Annotated in this window: 20 protein-coding genes; 14 read left to right on the forward strand and 6 right to left on the reverse strand. The window is 59.1% G+C overall.

Annotated elements, in window-relative coordinates:
• Window positions 1-6: 6 nt before the first annotated feature.
• The 5 genes from BUA15_RS00550 (at window position 7) to BUA15_RS00570 (ending at window position 5,354) form a co-directional block, all read left to right on the forward strand.
• The gene (locus BUA15_RS00550; RefSeq protein WP_072713911.1) at window positions 7-636 is read left to right on the forward strand and encodes an amino acid kinase family protein; all 630 of its coding nucleotides are present in this window, start codon (window positions 7-9) and stop codon (window positions 634-636) included.
• Between the two features lie 124 nt (window positions 637-760).
• Complete coding sequence (locus BUA15_RS00555; protein WP_072713913.1) at window positions 761-937, forward strand: histone H1; 177 nt, start codon at window positions 761-763, stop codon at window positions 935-937.
• A gap of 98 nt (window positions 938-1,035) precedes the next feature.
• Window positions 1,036-1,923, forward strand: coding sequence for a DUF3078 domain-containing protein (locus BUA15_RS00560; protein WP_072714558.1), 888 nt, complete (start codon window positions 1,036-1,038; stop codon window positions 1,921-1,923).
• Between the two features lie 69 nt (window positions 1,924-1,992).
• Window positions 1,993-4,104 (forward strand): tetratricopeptide repeat protein, encoded by a 2,112-nt coding sequence (locus BUA15_RS00565; protein ID WP_245771864.1) that lies wholly within the window; start codon window positions 1,993-1,995, stop codon window positions 4,102-4,104.
• A complete protein-coding gene (locus BUA15_RS00570; protein ID WP_245771865.1) occupies window positions 4,044-5,354 on the forward strand; it encodes a type IX secretion system plug protein domain-containing protein in 1,311 nt (436 codons plus the stop codon). Before BUA15_RS00565 ends, BUA15_RS00570 begins: the two co-directional genes overlap by 61 nt.
• A 136-nt stretch (window positions 5,355-5,490) precedes the next feature.
• Here the strand turns inward: BUA15_RS00570 and BUA15_RS00575 are convergent, their stop codons facing one another.
• Both BUA15_RS00575 and BUA15_RS00580 read right to left on the reverse strand, forming a co-directional pair.
• Window positions 5,491-6,237 carry an MBL fold metallo-hydrolase gene (locus BUA15_RS00575; RefSeq protein WP_072713916.1) on the reverse strand — a complete coding sequence of 249 codons (747 nt, stop codon included), beginning with the start codon at window positions 6,235-6,237 and terminating at the stop codon, window positions 5,491-5,493.
• 106 nt (window positions 6,238-6,343) lie between these two features.
• A complete protein-coding gene (locus BUA15_RS00580; RefSeq protein ID WP_084660505.1) occupies window positions 6,344-7,351 on the reverse strand; it encodes a polyprenyl synthetase family protein in 1,008 nt (335 codons plus the stop codon).
• 158 nt (window positions 7,352-7,509) lie between these two features.
• Here BUA15_RS00580 and BUA15_RS00585 point away from each other — a divergent pair, with 158 nt between their 5' ends.
• The 4 genes from BUA15_RS00585 (at window position 7,510) to BUA15_RS00600 (ending at window position 12,449) form a co-directional block, all read left to right on the forward strand.
• A complete protein-coding gene (locus BUA15_RS00585) occupies window positions 7,510-9,018 on the forward strand; it encodes a sodium-dependent transporter (protein ID WP_072713917.1) in 1,509 nt (502 codons plus the stop codon).
• 3 nt (window positions 9,019-9,021) lie between these two features.
• Window positions 9,022-10,602, forward strand: coding sequence for a M14 family metallopeptidase (locus tag BUA15_RS00590; RefSeq protein ID WP_072713919.1), 1,581 nt, complete (start codon window positions 9,022-9,024; stop codon window positions 10,600-10,602).
• Between the two features lie 210 nt (window positions 10,603-10,812).
• Window positions 10,813-11,394, forward strand: a complete 582-nt coding sequence (locus tag BUA15_RS00595; RefSeq protein WP_072713921.1) for a redoxin family protein — start codon at window positions 10,813-10,815, stop codon at window positions 11,392-11,394.
• A 20-nt stretch (window positions 11,395-11,414) separates the two neighbouring features.
• Entirely contained in the window at window positions 11,415-12,449 is a 1,035-nt protein-coding gene (locus tag BUA15_RS00600; protein ID WP_072714561.1) for a hypothetical protein, read from the forward strand.
• Here the strand turns inward: BUA15_RS00600 and BUA15_RS00605 are convergent.
• Window positions 12,446-12,754, reverse strand: coding sequence for a NifU N-terminal domain-containing protein (locus BUA15_RS00605; protein WP_072713923.1), 309 nt, complete (start codon window positions 12,752-12,754; stop codon window positions 12,446-12,448). The two genes, BUA15_RS00600 and BUA15_RS00605, sit on opposite strands and share 4 nt — an antisense overlap.
• 88 nt (window positions 12,755-12,842) lie before the next feature.
• On the opposite strand from BUA15_RS00605, the gene BUA15_RS00610 reads away from it, so the two are divergent.
• The 3 genes from BUA15_RS00610 to BUA15_RS00620 all read left to right on the forward strand — a co-directional run bounded on the left by BUA15_RS00610 (window position 12,843) and on the right by BUA15_RS00620 (window position 14,765).
• Complete coding sequence (locus tag BUA15_RS00610; RefSeq protein ID WP_072714562.1) at window positions 12,843-13,226, forward strand: phage holin family protein; 384 nt, start codon at window positions 12,843-12,845, stop codon at window positions 13,224-13,226.
• A 70-nt stretch (window positions 13,227-13,296) separates the two neighbouring features.
• Window positions 13,297-14,310, forward strand: a complete 1,014-nt coding sequence (locus BUA15_RS00615) for a hypothetical protein (RefSeq protein ID WP_072713925.1) — start codon at window positions 13,297-13,299, stop codon at window positions 14,308-14,310.
• Window positions 14,311-14,330: 20 nt separating this feature from the next.
• A complete protein-coding gene (locus BUA15_RS00620) occupies window positions 14,331-14,765 on the forward strand; it encodes a hypothetical protein (protein WP_072713927.1) in 435 nt (144 codons plus the stop codon).
• On the opposite strand, the gene BUA15_RS00625 is transcribed toward BUA15_RS00620, so the two are convergent.
• From BUA15_RS00625 to ytxJ, 3 genes are read right to left on the reverse strand one after another with little or no spacing between them, the layout of a single operon-like run.
• Complete coding sequence (locus tag BUA15_RS00625) at window positions 14,732-15,376, reverse strand: hypothetical protein (RefSeq protein ID WP_072713928.1); 645 nt, start codon at window positions 15,374-15,376, stop codon at window positions 14,732-14,734. The two genes, BUA15_RS00620 and BUA15_RS00625, sit on opposite strands and share 34 nt — an antisense overlap.
• A gap of 3 nt (window positions 15,377-15,379) precedes the next feature.
• Window positions 15,380-15,964 (reverse strand): TlpA disulfide reductase family protein, encoded by a 585-nt coding sequence (locus BUA15_RS00630; RefSeq protein WP_072713930.1) that lies wholly within the window; start codon window positions 15,962-15,964, stop codon window positions 15,380-15,382.
• Window positions 15,909-16,289, reverse strand: a complete 381-nt coding sequence (ytxJ, locus tag BUA15_RS00635) for a bacillithiol system redox-active protein YtxJ (protein ID WP_072713931.1) — start codon at window positions 16,287-16,289, stop codon at window positions 15,909-15,911. The genes BUA15_RS00630 and ytxJ overlap by 56 nt, the downstream gene beginning before the upstream one ends.
• A 157-nt stretch (window positions 16,290-16,446) precedes the next feature.
• On the opposite strand from ytxJ, the gene BUA15_RS00640 reads away from it, so the two are divergent.
• Both BUA15_RS00640 and BUA15_RS00645 read left to right on the forward strand, forming a co-directional pair.
• The gene (locus BUA15_RS00640) at window positions 16,447-18,252 is read left to right on the forward strand and encodes a M3 family oligoendopeptidase (RefSeq protein WP_072713932.1); all 1,806 of its coding nucleotides are present in this window, start codon (window positions 16,447-16,449) and stop codon (window positions 18,250-18,252) included.
• Between the two features lie 172 nt (window positions 18,253-18,424).
• Window positions 18,425-19,540, forward strand: a complete 1,116-nt coding sequence (locus BUA15_RS00645) for a RuBisCO large subunit C-terminal-like domain-containing protein (protein WP_072713933.1) — start codon at window positions 18,425-18,427, stop codon at window positions 19,538-19,540.
• Window positions 19,541-19,545 lie beyond the last annotated feature (5 nt).

The raw sequence follows: 19,545 nt of genomic DNA on the forward strand, positions 1-19,545 counted from the left end.
GCAGCCATGCCAGTTGGTCTGTTATATCTGGATGAAGGACATCTTGAGGATCTGTTGCTGGTGCAGCGCCTGGCCCAGGTGCTGAAGCAGTTGCCAGCCCCCCTGGTGCTGGTACATGGCAGTGGAGGACGGGCGGAGCAGTTGCTGGAGGCGGAAGGATATGTGCCGGAGCGTCGGGCGGGGGTGCTAGTAGCCCATACCGATCGGGAACGGATGCTTATTGAGCGAGGCATTCGCGAAACCAACCAGCGCCTGGTGGCCGGGCTGAATGAACTGCTAATTCCAGCCGTAGGCATTCAGGGCAGTGATCGGGGATTGCTGCGGCGCGAACGGACGGGAACGCTACAGGTAGGCCACATAGCATGGCTGGCGCGACTCCTGCACCAGGGCGTCTGGCCCGTTGTGTCCACTCTGGTGCAGGCAGCAACACAGCAGGTCGTGGAAGCACCGGCGGCTGAGGTGCTCCGTGCACTGGCCAGCGCCTGGGCATCGGATGCTGTTGTTCTCCTGCTAACAGATCGGCAGGGACAGGTGGCAGACGCGGCCGTAGCAACCGCATGCCAACAGCAACACCTCAGAACCTGGCGCGGCCAATTAGAGAAGCTTCCGGAAGCGCTGAAACAGGAAGTTTTTTAATGATTCTGTTTCCCCTCTGCTTGACACAATACGTGCAGTATGTTAAGTTGGTGAACAAATAGCAGCGCACTCGTAGGTACATGAGTGCCCATTCCCTGAAACCAAAAACCGAAGGAGGTCTCCTATGAACCGCTTCGAACAGCTCCGCGATCTCGTCTTAGGCCTCGAGCAGGATTTCAAAAAGTTCTACGAGAAAGGCAACAAAGCCGCCGGTACGCGCATCCGGAAGGCTATGCAGGAACTGAAAAAGCTGGCTCAGGAGATCCGTGTAGAAATTCAGGAGAAAAAGAAGGCAATGTAACGGATGCGCTTTTCTCTTTTCGCCACGCGTTCGTAAAAAGGCTATGCCGCACGCATAGCCTTTTTTATTGGATACAGGTACTAATGGATTTTGGATTTATGTGTTTTAGAAACAAGGGGATAATTTTTATAGCAATTGGATTGCTTGGATGGATTGCGGAAGCCGGTTGGGCGCATACGGTCGATACGAGCCGGGTGGTCTGGAAGAAAAGCCTGAGCACCCGGTTGTCGGCTACGCAAGCCGCGTTTAGCAACTGGGCGGAAGGTGGATTAAACGCACTGGCCCTCTCAGGGGCGCTAAATGGAACGTTTGAGCGCATTTCGCCTGCCTGGCGTCAACACTATGACGTGCGGCTGACGCTGGGGGTCGTTAAACAGGACACGCTTGAAGTGCGCAAGGCGGAAGATCTTATCCGATTGGCTGCTTCGCTGCAATACCGGGGGGATGGCTTTTTTAGCCTGTTCAACCCGACCATGTCGGCCGATCTACGCACGCAGTTCGCCCCGGGCTACAATTACAACAAAAACCCGCTTGGAGATGGTCGCCCACCACCGGTCAAGGTCTCTGATCTGTTTTCGCCAGCGATCCTGAACCAGGCCATGGGCCTCACCTATCAGGCGGATGGCTGGTTCCGCCAGCGGCTGGGGATCGGAGCCAAGGAAACAATTGTGCTGATTCAGCGGCTTCGCAAGCTGTACGGACTGGAGCCGGATCAGACGGTTCGGTTTGAAGTAGGGGTGGAGTCTCGTACGGAAGTTGATCGAGAGCTGTTCAAAAATGTCCGCTTGAAATCGCGTCTGGGCCTTTTTGCGGCCTTCAATAAGCCTGATCTTCCCGATATGCTCTGGGAAAACCTGCTGGAGATGCAGGTAAATAGCTGGTTAGGCACCAGCCTGGAAGTGGTAGCGCTTTACGATCGGGATGTGAGTAACGAGGTGCAGCTCAAGGAAGTTTTTTCGCTCGGGGTGACCATCAAACTACTTTGAAGCCGGATGGTCTGAATGCCGCGTGGGCAAAGGGCAGGGATTGGGCGCTGTGGGTTCATTTATGGCGGCATGAGTCTGGCCCTCTGGCCGGTGCCGTTGCTGGGAATGGTGCATGCCGCGTCGGCTGCGCTGATAGCGCTGGGGGCATTTTTCGTAGCAGGTGGGTGGGCCTGGCGCTTCTTCCAGCAGGGCGGTCGCTTGCGAGACGCGCTGCGCATGCAACTCCTTCTGTTGCTGATTCCCTGGGCGTTGCTTACGCTGACGGTGCTCTGGCGGCCTAACTGCGACTACCTGCGCGGAATGCTTTTTTTCCTGCTATTTCCCCCTGGTAGCGTGGTGCTGGCCGTTACCCTGGCTAATGCGCTGGAAAGTGCCGGCGTGCAACATGGCCGTCGCTGGTTCGCCCTCATTGGACTGGGGACGTGTGTGCTCCCCGTTGCGTATGATTTGTTGCTGCATCCTCAGCTTTACACGTACAATCATGTTTTTGGGGGCATACTTGGTCCGCTCTACGATGAAGACCTGGCGCTGCGCCCGGGGCTGCTGAGCTTTCGCGCGCTGACGTTGCTCTGGGCCTTCTGGTTTGGGTTGGTGGCCTGCTTTCATCGAACGCCTCGGTTGCTGCAGGCGGGGTGGTGGCCTGCGTTGTGGAGCATAACGGCATTGCTGGGTACCTTTTATCTGCTGGCTGTTCCACTGGGCATGAACACATCCACGACGGGACTGGCACAGGTCCTTTCGGGTCGGATAACGCGGGGGAGCGTAACATTGCACTACGATCCGCGGCGGATGACGCAGGAAGAAGCGATGCTGCGAGCCTACCGCGCTGCTTACGATTATGAACGGTTGGCCCGACGGCTGGGAATTGCTCGGCCTGATCCCGTTCGCATATTTGTCTTTGGGGATCCGGTTCAACGGGCGCAGCTAACCGGTGCCCGATACACCAGTGTAGCGCTGGTCTGGCTGGCCTCACCACAGATTCACCTGTTGCAGGGGCGGTTTGAACAGAGCATTGCACACGAGCTCGCTCATGTGCTGGTGCGAAAGTGGGGCCTTCCACTGCTGGGCTTTTCGCCACGCATTGGTCTGGTTGAAGGATTGGCCGTAGCTCTGGAGCCGCCAGATGGGCAGCCGACACCCCACGAACAGGCCGCCGTGGCCGGTCTGCTAGCTCGAAATCGCACTGACTCGCTTACAGCGCAGGTGGCGCAGCTGCTCAACCCCTGGGGATTCTGGACGAGCCGAAGTGCTGTGGCATATACGTTGACAGGCTCGTTCGTGCGCTACCTGTTGGATCGTTTCGGAGCGGCTCCGCTGCGCAGGGTGTATGGGGGCACGTCGTTTCAATCCGCCTATGGCCAGCCGGTTGATAGCTTGGTAAGGGAGTGGGTGCGATTTCTCCGGCGCATACCCTATGTGGATCGAGCGACTCTGGCCGTTGTAAGAGAGCGGTTTCACGTGCCGTCGCTTTTCGAGCGGCGCTGTCCGCACTATGTGCCTCCTCATGAGCGGGCATACGAGGCGGCGCAGCGCATGCTGGAGCAGGGCGATACGTTGCAGGCCGAAGCATTACTGGACGAGGCCTTACGTCGAAATTCAGCCTTCATACCGGCCCTGGTGCGTTGGACGCAGTTGCGCCTCCTGCGGGGAGATGCGGCATCGGTTCGAGAGCGCCTGGCCGGCGCCGACACGCTGCAGGATCGCCGTCTCCAACTGCATCTGGCCGATGCGTTGGCGCTGATGGGAAAGGTCGAGGCCGCGCGGGTGCTGTATCGGAGGCTTTATCTTCAATGGCCTTCTTATGACTTGAATGGGAGAGGCGGGATTGTGCTGCGTTATGCGGCCGTTGGGCGCCCGGGCGCGTTACTTCACGTATTACGCTGGCTCGAAAATCCTCGGGAGCGCTGCAAAAGCCCATTTGAGGATGTATCTTGGGACCAGACGCTTCCGCCTGGCTGGGCTCGCACGCTTCGTCAGGCAATGCAGTGGTGGACGTTAGGGTGTGGGGAGGCGTCGGCCTCAGAGATCCTTGCGGGCGGTCGCGCTCTGGTGGAATCGTTGCGGCAGGTCGGTGCTTTCAGTGCGGCGGCCTGCGTGCAGGAGACAACTTTATGGCTTACATGGCTGCGCAACGTCTTTCCCGAATATCGGTCGGTCTGCTGTGCGTACTGTTCCTGGTAATAGCCTGCGCGAGCATCCGGGAAGGCAGGCGGCAGCCATCGCGTGCGGCAGAGCAGCGCTTCGTCTCGCCGGTCTTAACGGTAGGGCCGCGCCTGGGGCCTGATGCGGAAACGGTAGGACTGGTTCAGCTCTACCGGGGCGAAGATGAGCGACAATGGCCCATCTTGCAGATGGGAGGACGCGAGCGGCTCACCTTACGGTTTGACTTGCTGGCGGAGCGGGGGCGTCCCCTTTCGGTATACTTTTACCATGCCGATCATACATGGCGGCGAGATCTGACGCCGGTTGAATACCTTGAGGCATTTGCGCGGGACGATCTGCTTGATTACACGCCTTCTGAGCATACGGCCATTCCCTATCAGCATTACGTTTATCGTTTCCCTAACGACAATATTCGGTTTCGGCTGAGCGGCAACTACATTTTGCGGGTTACCGAGCAGGGACAGGAGGAAGCGGTGTTGTTTGAGCGTGCATTTTTTGTAGTGGAGGAGCGCATTCGAGTTGAAGTGCATCTGGAGCGTTTCCCAGGCAGCCAGCTCTTTCCGGAGGTGCGGCCGCTGGCCCGCTTTCGGCCGCCGGCTGAAATCAGTGGGGCGGTGTTTGACTACGTGGTCTGCTTTGCTCGCAACGGAGCGTTTGAGGCAATGCGATGCAGTCGGCGCGTGTTGTTGGATGAGCAGCCCATGCTTCTTTTTTTGCTGGAAGAGCCGTTTCCGCCCGAACCGGCCGATTATTTTCTGGATCTGAGTGTGTTGCAGCCGGGTGGGCCGCGCGAGCGGGTGAATCGCGCCGGAAGCCCTCCGGAAGTCTGGTTGGCTCCCGACTACGTGCGTTTTGGAGGCAGCGATACCGATCCGTTGCTGGCCGGACAGTCTGTGGTGGCAGCAGTTGTGCAAGACGCGCCAGGCGATCCGCACCGAACCGCGGAGTACGTGCGCGTGCACTTTCGTCTAATCCCAGAACGGCGCTGGCAGCAGTCGCTGTGGCTCACCGGCAGCTTTACCGGCTGGACGCGCCGGCCTACCTACCGGCTCCGCTGGAATCCGGAGCGTCGTCGCTATGAGGGCGCAGCGCTTGTCAAGCAGGGCTGGCACACATACCGGTATGTGCTGAACGGGGCGCAGCCGGTGCGCGCCAACGCAGCGGCGTTGCCGCGAGAGGACAACATATACACCGCCTTTGTCTACTACCGCGATGCTGGCTCGGGAAGTGACCGGTTGCTGGGCATAGGGAGTCAAACGGACAGGTAGCCCGTTTTGTCATGTGCCCCCACCTGGCTCGTGCTGGCTTTGCTTAAGCCATGTGCTTGCGGGAAGCAATGCGTCGAAAAAAGCGCGACGTTCCCTACTGAGGAAAAGATGGCAGCCGTGGGCGCCTACCTGTGGGTCACAGGTCGTAGCGGCCCAGTTCTACGCCCAGCTCCGTATCGGCAAAGTGCTGGCGCGCTTGGGTAAGGCTGGCTTCCGTCAGGCCGGGTGGTAGATGGACCAGCAGCAGCCGCCGGGCACCTGCGCGGGCTGCCTGACGCGCAGCCGCTTCAGGCGACGTGTGGCCTGGTCCCTCGCCAGTAGCTTCATGGACCAGGATGTCGGCATGGCGGCCCAGTTCCAGAATGGCCTCGGTGGGTTCCGTGTCGCAGGAATAGGCAATCACCCGGCCGGTAGGGAGGTGTTCGAAGCGTAGCCCTACGGTAGGTACCGGATGAACGACCGGCCAGGCGCGGATGCGCCAGCGCTCATTCTCCAGCACCAGCGCTCCGGGTTGATAGGGCACTTCACGCCAGTCGCGTGTTGGAAGCCCCTCCCAGGTAGCAGTGTTATAGGTGTCGAAGCAGCGCCGGGCCTGATCGATTGCGGGCTGGATGCCGTAGATGGGAATGGGCTCGCGGCGACCCAGCAGCCAGATGCGTTCCATGAACAGGGGAAAGCCGCTGGTGTGATCTGGATGTTCATGGGTGAGAATCAGTGCGGTCAGCCGCACCGGATCCAGGCCGGCGGCTAACATTCGCTGAATCACATCGCCGCCGCAATCGACCACGATCAGGGAGGCTTCGTCGGCAACAGCCAGTATCGTCGTGGTGCGGTGGGGGTCGCTCACCGCCGCACCGGTTCCCAGCAGGTAAAGCGAAGGCATGGTGCTTCCTGAGAAGTTAGGTGCCTGTGCGTAACGGCTTCCTCAATTTAGCACAAAACGATGATCGGCGCGCAGCTTCACAGGCACTTTGCACCGTTGGGGATGCTTATCGGGTGCGGGTAACGGTATAGTCCACCAGATCAATAAGGGCCTGGCGGGCATCACTTGGGGGATAGCGTTCAAGAATGGCGCGGGCCTCGTGGGCGAGGGCTTCCATGCGCTGGCGCGCGTAGGTCATGCCGCCATACGCCTCGGCAAAGTAAGCGACGCGCTGGATATCTTCGCGCGTTTTTTTCTTTTTGCGCACAATGCGCAGAATGCGTCGGCGTTCGGAGGCAGGCGCTACGCGAAGGGCATAGATGAGTGGCAGCGTCAGTTTCTTTTCCTTGAGGTCGATGCCGATGGGTTTGCCCACATCCTCGCCGTAATCGAACAGATCATCGCGGATCTGAAAGGCCAGCCCCAGTTTTTCTCCCATGCGATGCATTTCATGAATCACCTGGGGATCGTCTGTTGCGCTGAGCGCGCCGCACTTGGTGCAGGCGGCAATCAGCGAAGCGGTTTTATCCGAGATAATGCGGAAATAGGTGGCTTCATCAATATCCAGATGGCGGGATTTTTCGATCTGAAGCAGTTCGCCTTCGCTCATGCGGCGCACTGCATCGGACAGCGCGTGAAGCGTCTCGTAGTCGCGGTGCTCCAGCGCCAGCAGCAGTCCGCGGCTGAGCAGAAAGTCGCCAAAGAGGACAGCCACCTTGTTTTTCCAGATGGCATTAATTGAAAACATGCCGCGCCGCCGCTCGGCACCGTCAACTACGTCGTCATGCACCAGGGTTGCCGAATGCAACAATTCAACCAGGGCAGCCGCCCGATAGGTGGCTTCTGTAATCCCACCGCATAGTCTGGCGGTAAGCAGCACCAGCAGGGGACGGATGCGCTTACCTTTCTGACGGAGCAGATAGCGCGCGACGTGATCCAGCAGGGGCACCGAGGTGCGCATGGCGTCGCGGAAATAGCGTTGGAAGCGTTTGAGTTCGTCCGCGACCGGACGCTGAATATCTTTCAGCGAGATGGTGCGGGTGGATTGAGCCGGGAAGGTTGCACGCACGGGTATGCTGATCGTGATTACTGGTGGAACGTCTTCTCGCTGAAACGACAACAGCCGATAGAAGTTTGGGCAGTCGCTTTACAGAAAGTGTTGCCAGGACTCGCACCTTCTCCTGAAAGCTTGTATTTTTGTGCGCGGACGTTCACGGAAGTTTCGCCTGAGCAATGCAAGAGACACGACAGCATTTCTCCACCCGATTGGGATTGCTGCTGAGCGTACTGGGTATTGCGGTGGGGACGGGCAACATCTGGCGTTTTCCTCGCATTGCGGCGCAGAACGGTGGGGAGCTGGGAGCAGGAGCGTTTCTGCTGGTATGGGTTGTGTTTCTGTTTCTCTGGAGCGTGCCGCTGATTGTGGCAGAATATGCGCTGGGGCAGAAGGGGCGCATGGGCGTGATTGGCACCTTTGTGCGCGTGGGCGGCCGCTCGATGGGCTGGCTGGGGGCATTTGTGGCGTTGGTATCGACGGCGATCATGTGCTACTATGCGGTTGTTACCGGCTGGTGTCTGTACTATGCCGGTCGATTGCTAGTCGGGCCGCTTCCTCGCTCGACGGAGGCAGCGCAGCAGTTCTGGGAGGGGTTTCAGGCGAGCTTCTGGCCCGTAGCATTTCAGGCGCTGGCGCTCGGACTGGCCATTGCTGTGATCTGGACCGGTGTTCGGGCCATTGAGCGGGCCAACCGCGTGCTGATTCCCTCCCTGCTGGTCATTTTGCTGGTTGCACTGGTGCGGGCATTGACGCTGGAAGGTGCATTGGAGGGCGTGCGCTACCTGTTTACGCCCCAGTGGAGCGATCTGACGCGGCCTCGGCTATGGCTGGAGGCGCTTACGCAAAACGCCTGGGATACCGGGGCAGGATGGGGACTCATCCTGACCTATGCCGCCTACATGCGGCGCGAACATGGGGTGGTGAAAAATGCTTTTCTGACCGGAATCGGTAACAACACGGTATCGCTGCTGGCTGCGCTGACCATCTTCGGGACGGTGTTTGCCGTACTGGGAGCGGAGATGTCGCGGGCCGAGGTGCTGGAAGTCATGCGCACGAGCGGACCGGCTTCGACAGGACTGACGTTCATCTGGCTGCCGCAACTTTTTGCTCGGTTGCCTATGGGCCAGGTGTTAGCCGTACTGTTTTTTGTGGGATTGACGTTTGCCGCGTTCAGCTCACTGATTGCGATGGTAGAGCTGGCCACGCGCGTGTTGATGGATCTGGGCATTCAACGGGCACATGCCCTGAAAGGCGTGGGAGTCGGTGCCTGGTTGTTAGGACTGCCTTCGGCACTGAATCTGACTATTTTTGGCAATCAGGACTTCGTCTGGGGCGTGGGCTTGATGCTGTCCGGCGCCTTTGTGGCCCTGGCCGTGATGCGTTACGGTCCTGGACGGTTGCGGCAGGAAACGATTGCCATCAACCCCTGGGACTGGCAACTGGGGCGGGGCTGGGATGTGCTCATGCGGTGGGTGGTGCCCCTGGAAGCCATTGTGCTGCTGGGATGGTGGCTCTACCAGGCAGGCGTGGTCTATGCACCGGAACGGTGGTACGACCCACTGGCTCCTTATTCGGTCATGACGTGTCTCGTGCAGTGGGGTATTGCGCTGGGAGCGTGCTATCTGCTGAATGACTGGCTGGTGCGTCGGATGCAGCGTCCGGCGCCTGTGCAAACCAGGACATAACCGATGCGTGGTTACTGGCTGTTGTTGACGCTGGGACTGGCCCAGGTAACCCTGGGCCAGGGCGTGGACCTGGCCTTCCTGCAAACGCGGGCTGAGGCGACGGGGTTTGCCGAGACAACGCGCTACGATGAGGTCATGGCCTTTCTGGACGTACTGGAGGCCAGTTCCCGCCGCATTCATGTCATGCGCTTTGGATATACCACGGAAGGGCGCGCCTTGCCTCTGGTCATCTATGGAGAGGTGGTGAATGCCACCGACGATGGCGTGCAGGCTGCGCTGGCACCGCTTCGTGTGTTGATTGTGGCCAATATTCACGGAGGAGAGGTCGCCGGTAAGGAGGCTACCCTCATGCTGCTGCGGGCACTGGCAGCTGGCATGTATGCTGAATGGGCCGATTCACTTGTTCTGTTGGCGGTGCCGATCTACAACGCGGACGGCAACGAGCGCATCAGCCTGTACAACCGACCGCGACAGAACGGACCAATCGGGGGAATGGGGCAGCGTTCCAACGCCCAGGGCTATGACTTGAACCGAGATTTTATGAAGGCCGATGCACCCGAGACACGCGCGCTGCTTCAGGTGCTGCGCGACTACAATCCGCATGTTCTGATAGATCTGCACACGACAGACGGCACGTACCATGCCTATCCGCTTACTTATGCCCCTCCGTTGCATCCCTCCACTCCTGCATCGCTGGTAGATTACCTGCGCCGGGTCTGGCTTCCGGCAATTGACGACACGGTCTGGACCAAACACCGTTGGAAATTTTTCTATTACGGCAATCTGCCCTGGCCTGGCAGCAAACGCCCACCTGGATGGTACACCTTTGACCATCGGCCACGTTTTGCCACCAACTACGTCGGGCTCCGAGGCATCATCGGGCTGCTCAGTGAGGCCTATGCCTATGCTCCGTTTGAAGAACGCATTGAAGCAACGTATGCCTTTCTGGAGGCCGCGCTTTCGTTTGCCGCGGCTCATGCCAGCGAGATCCGTGCGCTGGTTGAACAGGCACAACAGGCTTCACCGGTAGGTCAGCCCATTGCGCTGCGCGCGCGCATTACGCAGGCATCCAAACCAGCACTTGTGCTGCTGGGAGCTGTTGATTCGCTCCGGCACCCTTATACAGGACGGCTCATGTTGCAGCGCCGCAAAGAGGTTTTTCCCGAACTGCTTCCGCTGTACGATCGCTTTATGCCTACCGAGACCATCTCGATTCCTCAGGGTTATCTGGTGCCGGATAGCCTGGCGCGCGTGCGCGATCTGCTGGAAGTCCACGGGATTCCCTGCGTGCCTGTCAAACCAGGGCGTACGCTTGCGGTTGAGCGTTTCAGGATTGATTCGGTCGCTGTGGCAGACCAGCCCTATCAAGGGCACAGAGGACAGGAAGTGTGGGGAAAATATGTGCGGCAACGGCTGGCGGCGACCGCAGGCGATTGTGTGGTAACCATAAATGGGCGCACGGGGCGTCTGGCGGCGCTATTGCTGGAGCCGAGGTCCGACGACGGTGTGGTCGCCTGGGGACTCGTAAAAGACTATGTGGCGCCAGGACGTTTCTATCCGATCGCGCGCATACCCGTCCCGTAAGAAACTCTACGCTTCAGTTTATGGTACCAACCACACCAGGCGTGGCCACAATCATGACGGCGCATCCCGGGGAATCGCGTGATCAGGGGCAACAGTAACGCAACCGAGACGTACGCTGGCAATACCCTGGGAGAGCAGCCAGCATATGTGGCCAGCAATTTCCGGTCTATCAGGCTCCTCCCCATCTATGCAACGGCATGCAAGAGGCTGATGAAGTACGCTATTGTTACAGGGTTACTGCTGCTTACCTGGCCTGCCCAGGCTCAGCTACCCCTGGCAGATCGTCCTATGCCTTCGGTTGATGGGCGCCAGGTAACGCTTGCGCAGCTTCGTGGAGCGCATGGACTGGTGCTTATTTTCTGGAGCAATCGTTGCCCGTGGGTGGATCGCTATGAGGCGCGCGTGCAGGAGCTGGCCAGAACGTATGAGGCCCGGGGGATTACATTTGTGCTGGTAAACGCCAACGACCCCAACAGCTCTCCCCGGGAATCGCTGGCGGCCAGTCAGCAACGGGCCCAGCAAAGAGACTATGCCATGCCTTATCTGATAGATGAGGGTGCGGCGCTGGCTCGGGCATTGGGAGCGTCGCGAATGCCTGAAGCATTTGTCTTTGACGCTCAAGGCCGGCTCGTCTATCGGGGAGCCATTGACGACAGCCCTGGCGATGCCGCTAATGCGCAGCAGGTCTATCTGAGGACAGCGCTGGAGGCTCTGTTGCAGGGGACGCTGCCGGAAACAACCAGAACAGGTGCCTTCGGATGTCTGATTCGCTTTCCACAGGATGGGCGGTGAGTGCGCAGCTTGCCAAACGCATGCAGCGGCTGCGGCAGCTGGCCCGGCAATGGCAGGCACCTTCGTTTCCTGAGCGGCAGGCAGCCGTTGAACGTGCGCTGGCTACCTCAGACTTTTTGACGGAAGAAGCAGCGGCGTTTGCACTGAACTACCAGATGCACGTGCTGACAGAGCAAGCGCTGCATCGCTTGGTAACCGAACTGCCGCCGGCCTCCGGGCAGCGCGTATTGCTCTGGCAGGCCGATCGGGCACCGCTGGCAGGTTGGGAAGAGGCGCTGCTGCTCTGGTTAAGTGAACACCGGGGCACCCTGCTGCTTTCAGAACCAGCCGCTACGTTGGTGGGCGCTCTGTTGCAGGCGCTGGAAGTCGAGACGTTGCAGCTTGGCACGGAGGCTAACCTGGCGCAGTACCTGAACGAAGCCGATGTGCTGCTGGCGGTCGGAGACGAAACAGTGCATCAACAGGTGCAGGAAGCATTACGACAGGTTCGGCGTCCGCCCCGAAACGTGCGGCTTCTCCCGCTCCGTTATGGAGTAGCCGTGTTGGATGGACAGGAAACGCCGGACGAGCTGGAAGGGTTGGCTGAAGATGCGTTGCTTTTTGAAGGGGTTAGCAGCCGGAACGTGCGGTTGCTGTGGGCTCCGGAATCGCTCCAGCCCGATGCGCTGCTTGAAGCCCTGTCGCTGTTTCGCGGCGTGTTTCCGGCCCATCCGGCTACGCCAGGACGCCTGAAAATGCCGCAGGCGTGGCTGAAAGCAACGGGCACGCCCCACGCCTATGGCGAGGGCATGGAATTCCTGGTTAGTAAAGGACCACCTGAGGTACAAGCGCCGGGGCACCTGCGCTGGGTATCCTATCGCCGGCTTGATGAGGTAGCAAACTGGCTGCGCGCGCATGCTTCTGAACTCTCGGTTGTCGTGGCACGCGCTGCCTTGCTGCAGCAGTTGCCTCCCTTGCCCGGGCGCGTCGTGCCTGGCCAGGCGCACCGGCCTTCGTTTCCAGACCCTGCGAACGCAGCGGTCGGTGTACTTCGCGAATTGTTGGCCGCAGCTTAACGGACGGTGCGTTCGGCCAGATAGGCGCGCAGCACTTCGCAAACAGGGTGCTCGATAAGGTCCCAGGAAACGTCAGGCCGTTTGGTTACGGTGACAAACTCCGGCAGAATAAGCACGTCGCAAACGCCCTGGATCGCAAACAGAGCGGCTGCCAATGGATGCGCCGCCGCCGCTTCGGCCGAACGAAAACTCAACAACCCACTGTCAATAAAAGTCTGTCCCGGCGCTGTAAATTTGAGACTATTGGGGTTGGGAGTGGGTTGACTTTGCAGCTCTGCGGTTGAAGATTTCTTCCAGAAACGCATAGCGCCCGAAAATTTCCTTTGGGGAATGCGTAAACGGAAAGCCCGGCACGTAGCCGGGTTCCATGTGGCCAACATAACGGAGCAACCTATGGCAACAACGGATACCCCATCGCATCACTGGCAGCGTCTGCGTCAGCAAACGCAGGAGCTCGTAGAAGACCTGCGGGCGTGGGTAGAATTGCGCCTGACGCTTACTCAGATGGAGATTGAGGAGCGTATCGAAACGCAAATCCGCCGCTTGCTGCTGCGCTTGCTCATAGGAGCACTGGCCGGACTTGCGGCTGTGTTTGTGCTCGTAGCGGTGGCGTTAGGGTTGGGAGCTTGGCTGGGCCATACGGGCTGGGGATTTCTGGTGGTAGCACTGGGGCTGATGGCTGTTGCGGCTGGATTGCATTTTAGCCGGCGACGTTCGAGCAAAGCAGTGCCGACGGCAACGCCAGCAGGGGAGCCAGACCGCGCTGCAAACGCTTAATCCCGGCCCACAGGGGTCGATTATTACAGGAGATGGCGTGGATTGACCCCGGATTCTGTGAAGAGGCAGCATGACTACTTACGAGCTGACCCAGCACCTGAGCACGCTCCTGCAGACCACCGATAAGGATCGGCATTTTGTGCGATATGTTTTCGTGCTGGCGCGTGCTTACGACCGGCTCGGTGTCGAGCTAATGGAGGGGTTAACGAGTCGGAACCGAACGCTATTTTCTCGCAAACATCACGCGGTGCGAGACGCTTTCTACGAGGTGCGTCGCCAGACCGAGACGTTCCCTGTCGGGCAAATCTTTCATGAACTGATTGAGCTGCGCGAGAAGCTATCGCAACTGACCCAGCAGTTTGCAGAGACCGGTCAGGAGCGGGAGGCGCTGCAAGGGTTTGCGGCGGAACTGCATGGCTTCTATGAAGCCTTCGAGCAGTTTGTGCGGTCAGCCAGTGATGAAGCATTTGGTGCGCTGATGCGCGCGGCCCACCATTTGCATCTTCGTCTGCAGACGCTGCGCCAGGTGCTTCGGCTGATCTGTACGACCTTGAACGCGGAGACAGCGCCGCAGGAAGGATGTCAGTTGCTAACGCTCCTCTTTGATGGGAATGGTGACTACGAGCGTTTACTGGTACGCCTTCAGGCGCTGGAAGTTGCTTATCGCCACCTGGAAGCCTTGACCGGTATTACGGAACCTGCGCTGACCGTCCAGCGATTGGAAGCTGACCGACGCATGCGAATCAGCGTGGAAGGAGAGGCGCGTCTGATTGAGGTGCTAACTGGCTTGCTGGAGCGCTACGTGTTGTTTCGGGCTCATCTGAACGGGGCAGCGGATGATGAGGTCGGGTATCGGGTCGGCGCAACGCAATCCTTAATTAACCTGGTGGATGCGCTGAAGCAAGCAGAACTGACGGATATACTGGACGATGAGCCGCGGTTGAAAGCGTGTGCGCTGGAATTGTACCGGGAACTGGAGGTGTTGGTAAGTGACGGGGCGTTGTTGCAGATCAATGAGCGGCACCTGCCCGGTTCGCCGGCGTATGTTTCTGGCGCGCAACCAGCGCCAGCCTCGGCCGCCTGAAGTACAGACTTGCCCGCAAGATGCAAGTGCCGCGGCGAATCCGGCTGGAGCAGGCATGCGTTCGTGCAGACCGGCAGGATGCACTGGCAACGTTAACCGAGCGATTATTTCTGCGTCGGTCCTTTCTCTACCTGAAGCCATCCGATCAGCAATGGCTGCGGCCGGAGCTGGTGCAACTGCTGCGTCGGCACAGCCGGCTTTACCGAACCATCAGTACACCTTTCGACGGTCCGTTACCCTTTGCACTGGGCTACTTTCAGGTGCGCGAAGGTAAACTGGAGTCTGTTGCTGAGGCCATTCCTATAGAAGATCCAGCGCAGGTTGCCTGGCTGCTCAGTGAATTTCTGCAGCCAGGCGCCCGCCTCTGGGTGGAAGAGGAAGGGAGGTGGCAGGGATGGCAAATTGAAGGAGAAGGTAGGCTTCAGCAGCTTGCCGGAGCACCCGACAGGAAATAAGCGTGCAGATACTGAAGCGCCGTTTCGGGCGGCATTTCTGCCGAAGGTTGCTGGCCGGGCAGTAAGACAATCGCTGTGAGCTGGCGTCCGGCAGGCGTCAGGTGATCGCGTAGCCGCAGCGCCGGGCAGCGTCCCTGGTAAGCCAGGATGGCTGTTACCTGGTGAGGCCGGCGCGGATAGGGGGGATCGGCAGGAAGCTGATGGCGCAGATGCGTAAGCGCCTGTTGCAACGCGTCTAACGAGGAGTCGGGTAGCGGAATAAACAGATCAATGCAATAATCGCGGCCAAAGTCAATTTCTACTGTGCTGTAGTGGGGGGCGTCCGGTTGCCAGTTTATCCGAAGTCGGCCACAGCCCTGGGTGAGCCGGGCGACGGCTTCTGCCAGTTCGGCAAAGCGGACGATCAGCTCATCTTGAAGACCCTGGTAGGCTGCGCTGAGGGTATCCGGAGCGGAAGCACTGGCCACCTCCATAGCGGCCCGATACGCTGCTTCTTGCAACCACTGCTGCAGATCCGGATCGGCATTAATCCGCTCCTGCCATTGGCGAACTGGTTGCCACAGCATGGGCTGCAGCAAAGCGAGCCAGTCGTCAACGGTGCGGTGCGCCATGGCTCAGGAAGCCGATTCGTTAAGCAAGGCTTCCAGACGAGGACGCATCGCCTGCGTGGGAAAGATGCCCAGCACCTCGTAGCGCATGCGGCCTTCTCGATCGATAATCACCGTAGTGGGTAGGGCGAAAATGCCGCCGTATGCTTCGGCTATGGTGCCGTTATCCAGTACAATGGGATAGTTGATCTTAAAATCCCGGGCAAAGGGGGCAACGACTTCAGCGCCCCCTTCGTCCAACGAGATACCCACGACCAACAATCCCTGGTCCCCCAGTTCTTGCTGCAATGCAACGAGATCAGGGATTTCCGTGCGGCAGGGAGGACACCAGGTAGCCCAGAAGTTTAGCACAATGACCGACCCTCGGTAATCGCTCAGGCGAAAGGCGGAGCCATCCAGACGGGGCGCCTCGAAGTCAGGAGCAGGTCGGGGCGGCTGAATTTCTCGAACGCCAGGCAAAAGCACCGGTTGTTGCAAATCGGCAGCCGCCTGGTCGGCGGATTTCGATTGACAACCAGCTCCTACAACAAGCAGGCTACTGATCAGTACGGCTGGCGGTAACCAACCGGTCCAGCGTCTGGGCAAGGGCATGGGTCGTAATGGCATAGTGGGAAGCATGAAAAACTACCTGTCCTCGGTAAATTACGAAAGCCTGAGGCGTCTCGTGGCGGATGCCCAGGCGGCGTGTGATGGCGTCGGAAACGGACCGCGCCGTCTGCACCACTACTTCATAAACGGGTACAGAACGGGCGGCAGCCAATTGCAGCACTTCTTCACGAGCCTGATAGCTGATGCCACAGCGTCGGCTGTGCTTAAACAACACAATCGGCTTTTGAAAAGAGTGGGCCAGCACTGTTTCCAGCGCTGCCTCGTCGGTAATCGGAGTAAGCAAAATGTCGGGTACTTGCGGACGCATTGCGCAAAAAGTTACAGATGCCTACGGAGAAAAAAATGACAGGAAACAGGCGAAGGCATTGGATCTTGGCTATACTACCCTTCGTTGCGATGCAACATGAGACGTCTTCTGGAGGCTTTCGTTTCATGCACCAAAAGTTTCAAAGCGGAGCATCAGTATGCAGACCGGAGCTGAGCATGTACGCTGGGATCTAACCGATCTGTATCCTGACGAGGCTGCGTTGAAGCAAGATCTGGAGCAGGCTCTCGCCGAAGCAGATGCATTTGCCAGGACCTATCATGGCCGGATTGGAACGTTGGAGGCAGATGAACTGGCGCGGGCGCTTCGTCGGTATGAGGCGATTTTAGATCGTCTGGGCCGGGCCTATACCTATGCTTATTTGCACTGGAGCACCAATACGGAAGATCCTGCGCGTGGCATGTTGCTGCAGCACGTGCGTGAGCGCTACACGCAGGCTTCGCAGCAGCTACTTTTTCTGGAGCTGGAGTGGGCCGCTATTGAGCCTGCGCGCGCCCGGCAACTTATGGAAACCGATGCATTGCGGCCCTACCGGCACTATCTGGAGCTGCAGCAGCAGATGCGTCCGCATCTGCTCAGCGAGCCGGAAGAGAAAATCCTGACCGAAAAGCGCATTACCGGGCGAGATGCCTGGACGCGCTTCTTTGACGAGCTGCTGAGCAGTCTGCGTTTTGAATTAAACGGCCAGTTGCTGACCGAGCAAGAAGTACTGGCCAAACTGTATGATCCAGACCGTGACGTGCGACGGCAGGCAGCTCTGGCTTTCACGGAGGGGTTAAAGCCACGCATGCGGGAGCTGACCTACATTTTCAACACAGTGCTGGCCGACAAGGCTTCCGATGACCGGTTGCGTGGGTACCGGACCTGGATTGAGAGCCGCAATCTGGCCAATGAGGTCAGCAGCGAGATGGTCGAGGCGCTTATCCGGTCGGTTACGGAGCGCTACGACCTGGTAGCGCGCTTCTATAAGCTTAAGCGGCGGTTGCTGGGGTTGGACGAACTGTACGACTACGACCGGTATGCGCCGCTCAAAGAGGCCGGTACGCGTTATCGTTGGGAAGAAGCGCGGCAGATGGTTGAAGAGGCCTATCGGGCGTTTCATCCGCGCCTGGGTGAAATTGTCGCGCAGTTCTTTGAACGGCGCTGGATTGATGCGGCCATGACGCCGGGCAAGCGAAGCGGAGCGTTCAGCCATGGCGCCGTGCCCAGCGCGCATCCTTACATTCTGCTCAACTACACCGGTACAATTCGCGACGTACAAACACTGGCACATGAACTGGGCCATGGGGTGCACCAGTACCTGTCGCGCCGGCAGGGTATTCTGCAGGCCGACACCCCCCTTACGACGGCCGAGATGGCTTCGGTCTTTGGAGAAATGCTGGTTTTTGAGCGTCTGATGGCGGCCGAAGCTGATCCGTCCAATCGGCTAGCTATGCTCATGGGCAAAATCGATGATACCATGGCCACGGTTTTCAGACAGGTGGCCATGAACCGCTTTGAAGATCGCATGCACAACGCGCGGCGTCAGCAGGGAGAGCTTCCCATGGAGGCTTTCTGCGATTTCTGGATGGAGACGCAGCAGGCTATGTTTCAGGGAAGCGTGAGGCTGGGAGACCACTACCGGTACTGGTGGAGCTATATTCCTCACTTCATTCACACGCCCGGCTACGTCTACGCCTATGCATTTGGTGAATTGCTGGTGCTGGCGCTTTTTGCCCGTTACCGGCAGGAAGGAGCCGAGTTTGCCGAGCGCTATCTACACCTGCTGGAAGCCGGCGGGTCCGATTGGCCGCATGTGCTGGTTGGCCGGCTCGGTGTTGATCTGACGGACCCAGAATTCTGGCATGAAGGTCTGGCGGCGATTGAAGCCCTGATCCAGCAGGCTGAAGCACTGGCCGCACAGGTGCAACGGGTTGGACAGCCAACGCCTGCCCAGTCCGGATAGGTCAAGCCGTGCTGTGATCAGCGGCGCGCTTCGCAGTAAGCGGCTTTTATGACTGGGCCTTCCTCTGTCTATGGAAAACATCCCTTCGATGGAACGTAGTAAAGCAGGCGGCTCTGGTCCGGGCCGCCTGTCCTTATCTTGGGCTTTCCTGAGAGCATACGAATGAACGCCAATGGATAACCGACTGAAGGTGGTTTACCGGTTGGCGGTCGCCCAAGAGGAGCAGGGAGCTTTTGCGCGGGCACTGCTGCTAGAGCAGACGGTAGAGACGCCTGAAGAAGTTGCGATGCGGGTACCGGTCGTGCAGGAGCGCCTGATGGGCGAAATCGTAGCGCTAGAACCATTGGAAGAAGGCGGCGCGCGCCTGGTACTGCACCTGCCCGTGGAGACCGCTATGGTTGACCCGGCTCAGTTTATCAATGTGCTGTTTGGCAACGCCTCTCTGCATGAACAGGTCGTTTTAGAGGATTTTGAGCTGCCGCCGGTGTTGATGGAGCGTTTTTCAGGGCCGCGCTTTGGCATCGAGGGCGTGCGGCGCCAACTGAACGTATATGACCGGCCGCTGACGGCCTCGGCGCTGAAGCCGGTAGGCCTTTCCGTTGATGAACTGGCTACTCTGTGCCAGAGCCTGGCCGAAGGAGGCATCGACCTTATCAAAGACGATCACTACCTGGCTGATCATCCGTTTGCCTCGTTCGCGCAGCGCGTGCAGCGTTGCCAGGAAGTGGTGCAGGAAGTGTCGGCGCGGACCGGCCGGCGCGTTGTGTACGCTCCCAGTCTGTCGGGCACCCCTTCGGAAGTGTTGCGGCAGGCGGAAATTGCCCAGCAGTATGGCGTTGGAGCGGTGCTGGTTGCTCCTATGCTTCTGGGATTGCCGTTTTTTTATGAGCTGGTCACGCGTCATCTGGAGGTTCCTGTGCTGGCCCATCCCAGTTTTGCTGGAGCCCAACGCATGCGTCCGGAAACGCTGCTGGGCAAGCTGTTTCGCTTGTTTGGAGCCGATATGATTATCTTTCCAAGCTTTGGAGGACGATTTAGCTATAGCCGGGCCACGTGTCGAGCGCTGGCCGACCGGGCGCGCCAGGCCTGGGGACCGTACCGCTCAGCGCTACCCGTGCCAGCGGGGGGAATGCAGGTGGAGCGTGCCCGTGAGCTGGTCGAATTTTTTGGACGCGATGTCATGTTGCTCATAGGAGGCAGCTTACTGCGCGCGCAACCTGGACCCGAACTGACAGCCCGAGCGCGGGCTCTGGTCGATAGCGTTATCGAAGCAACGACGCTTTCGTAGCGCAG

It is taken from the genome of Rhodothermus profundi, assembly GCF_900142415.1.
GTDB lineage: Bacteria > Bacteroidota > Rhodothermia > Rhodothermales > Rhodothermaceae > Rhodothermus > Rhodothermus profundi.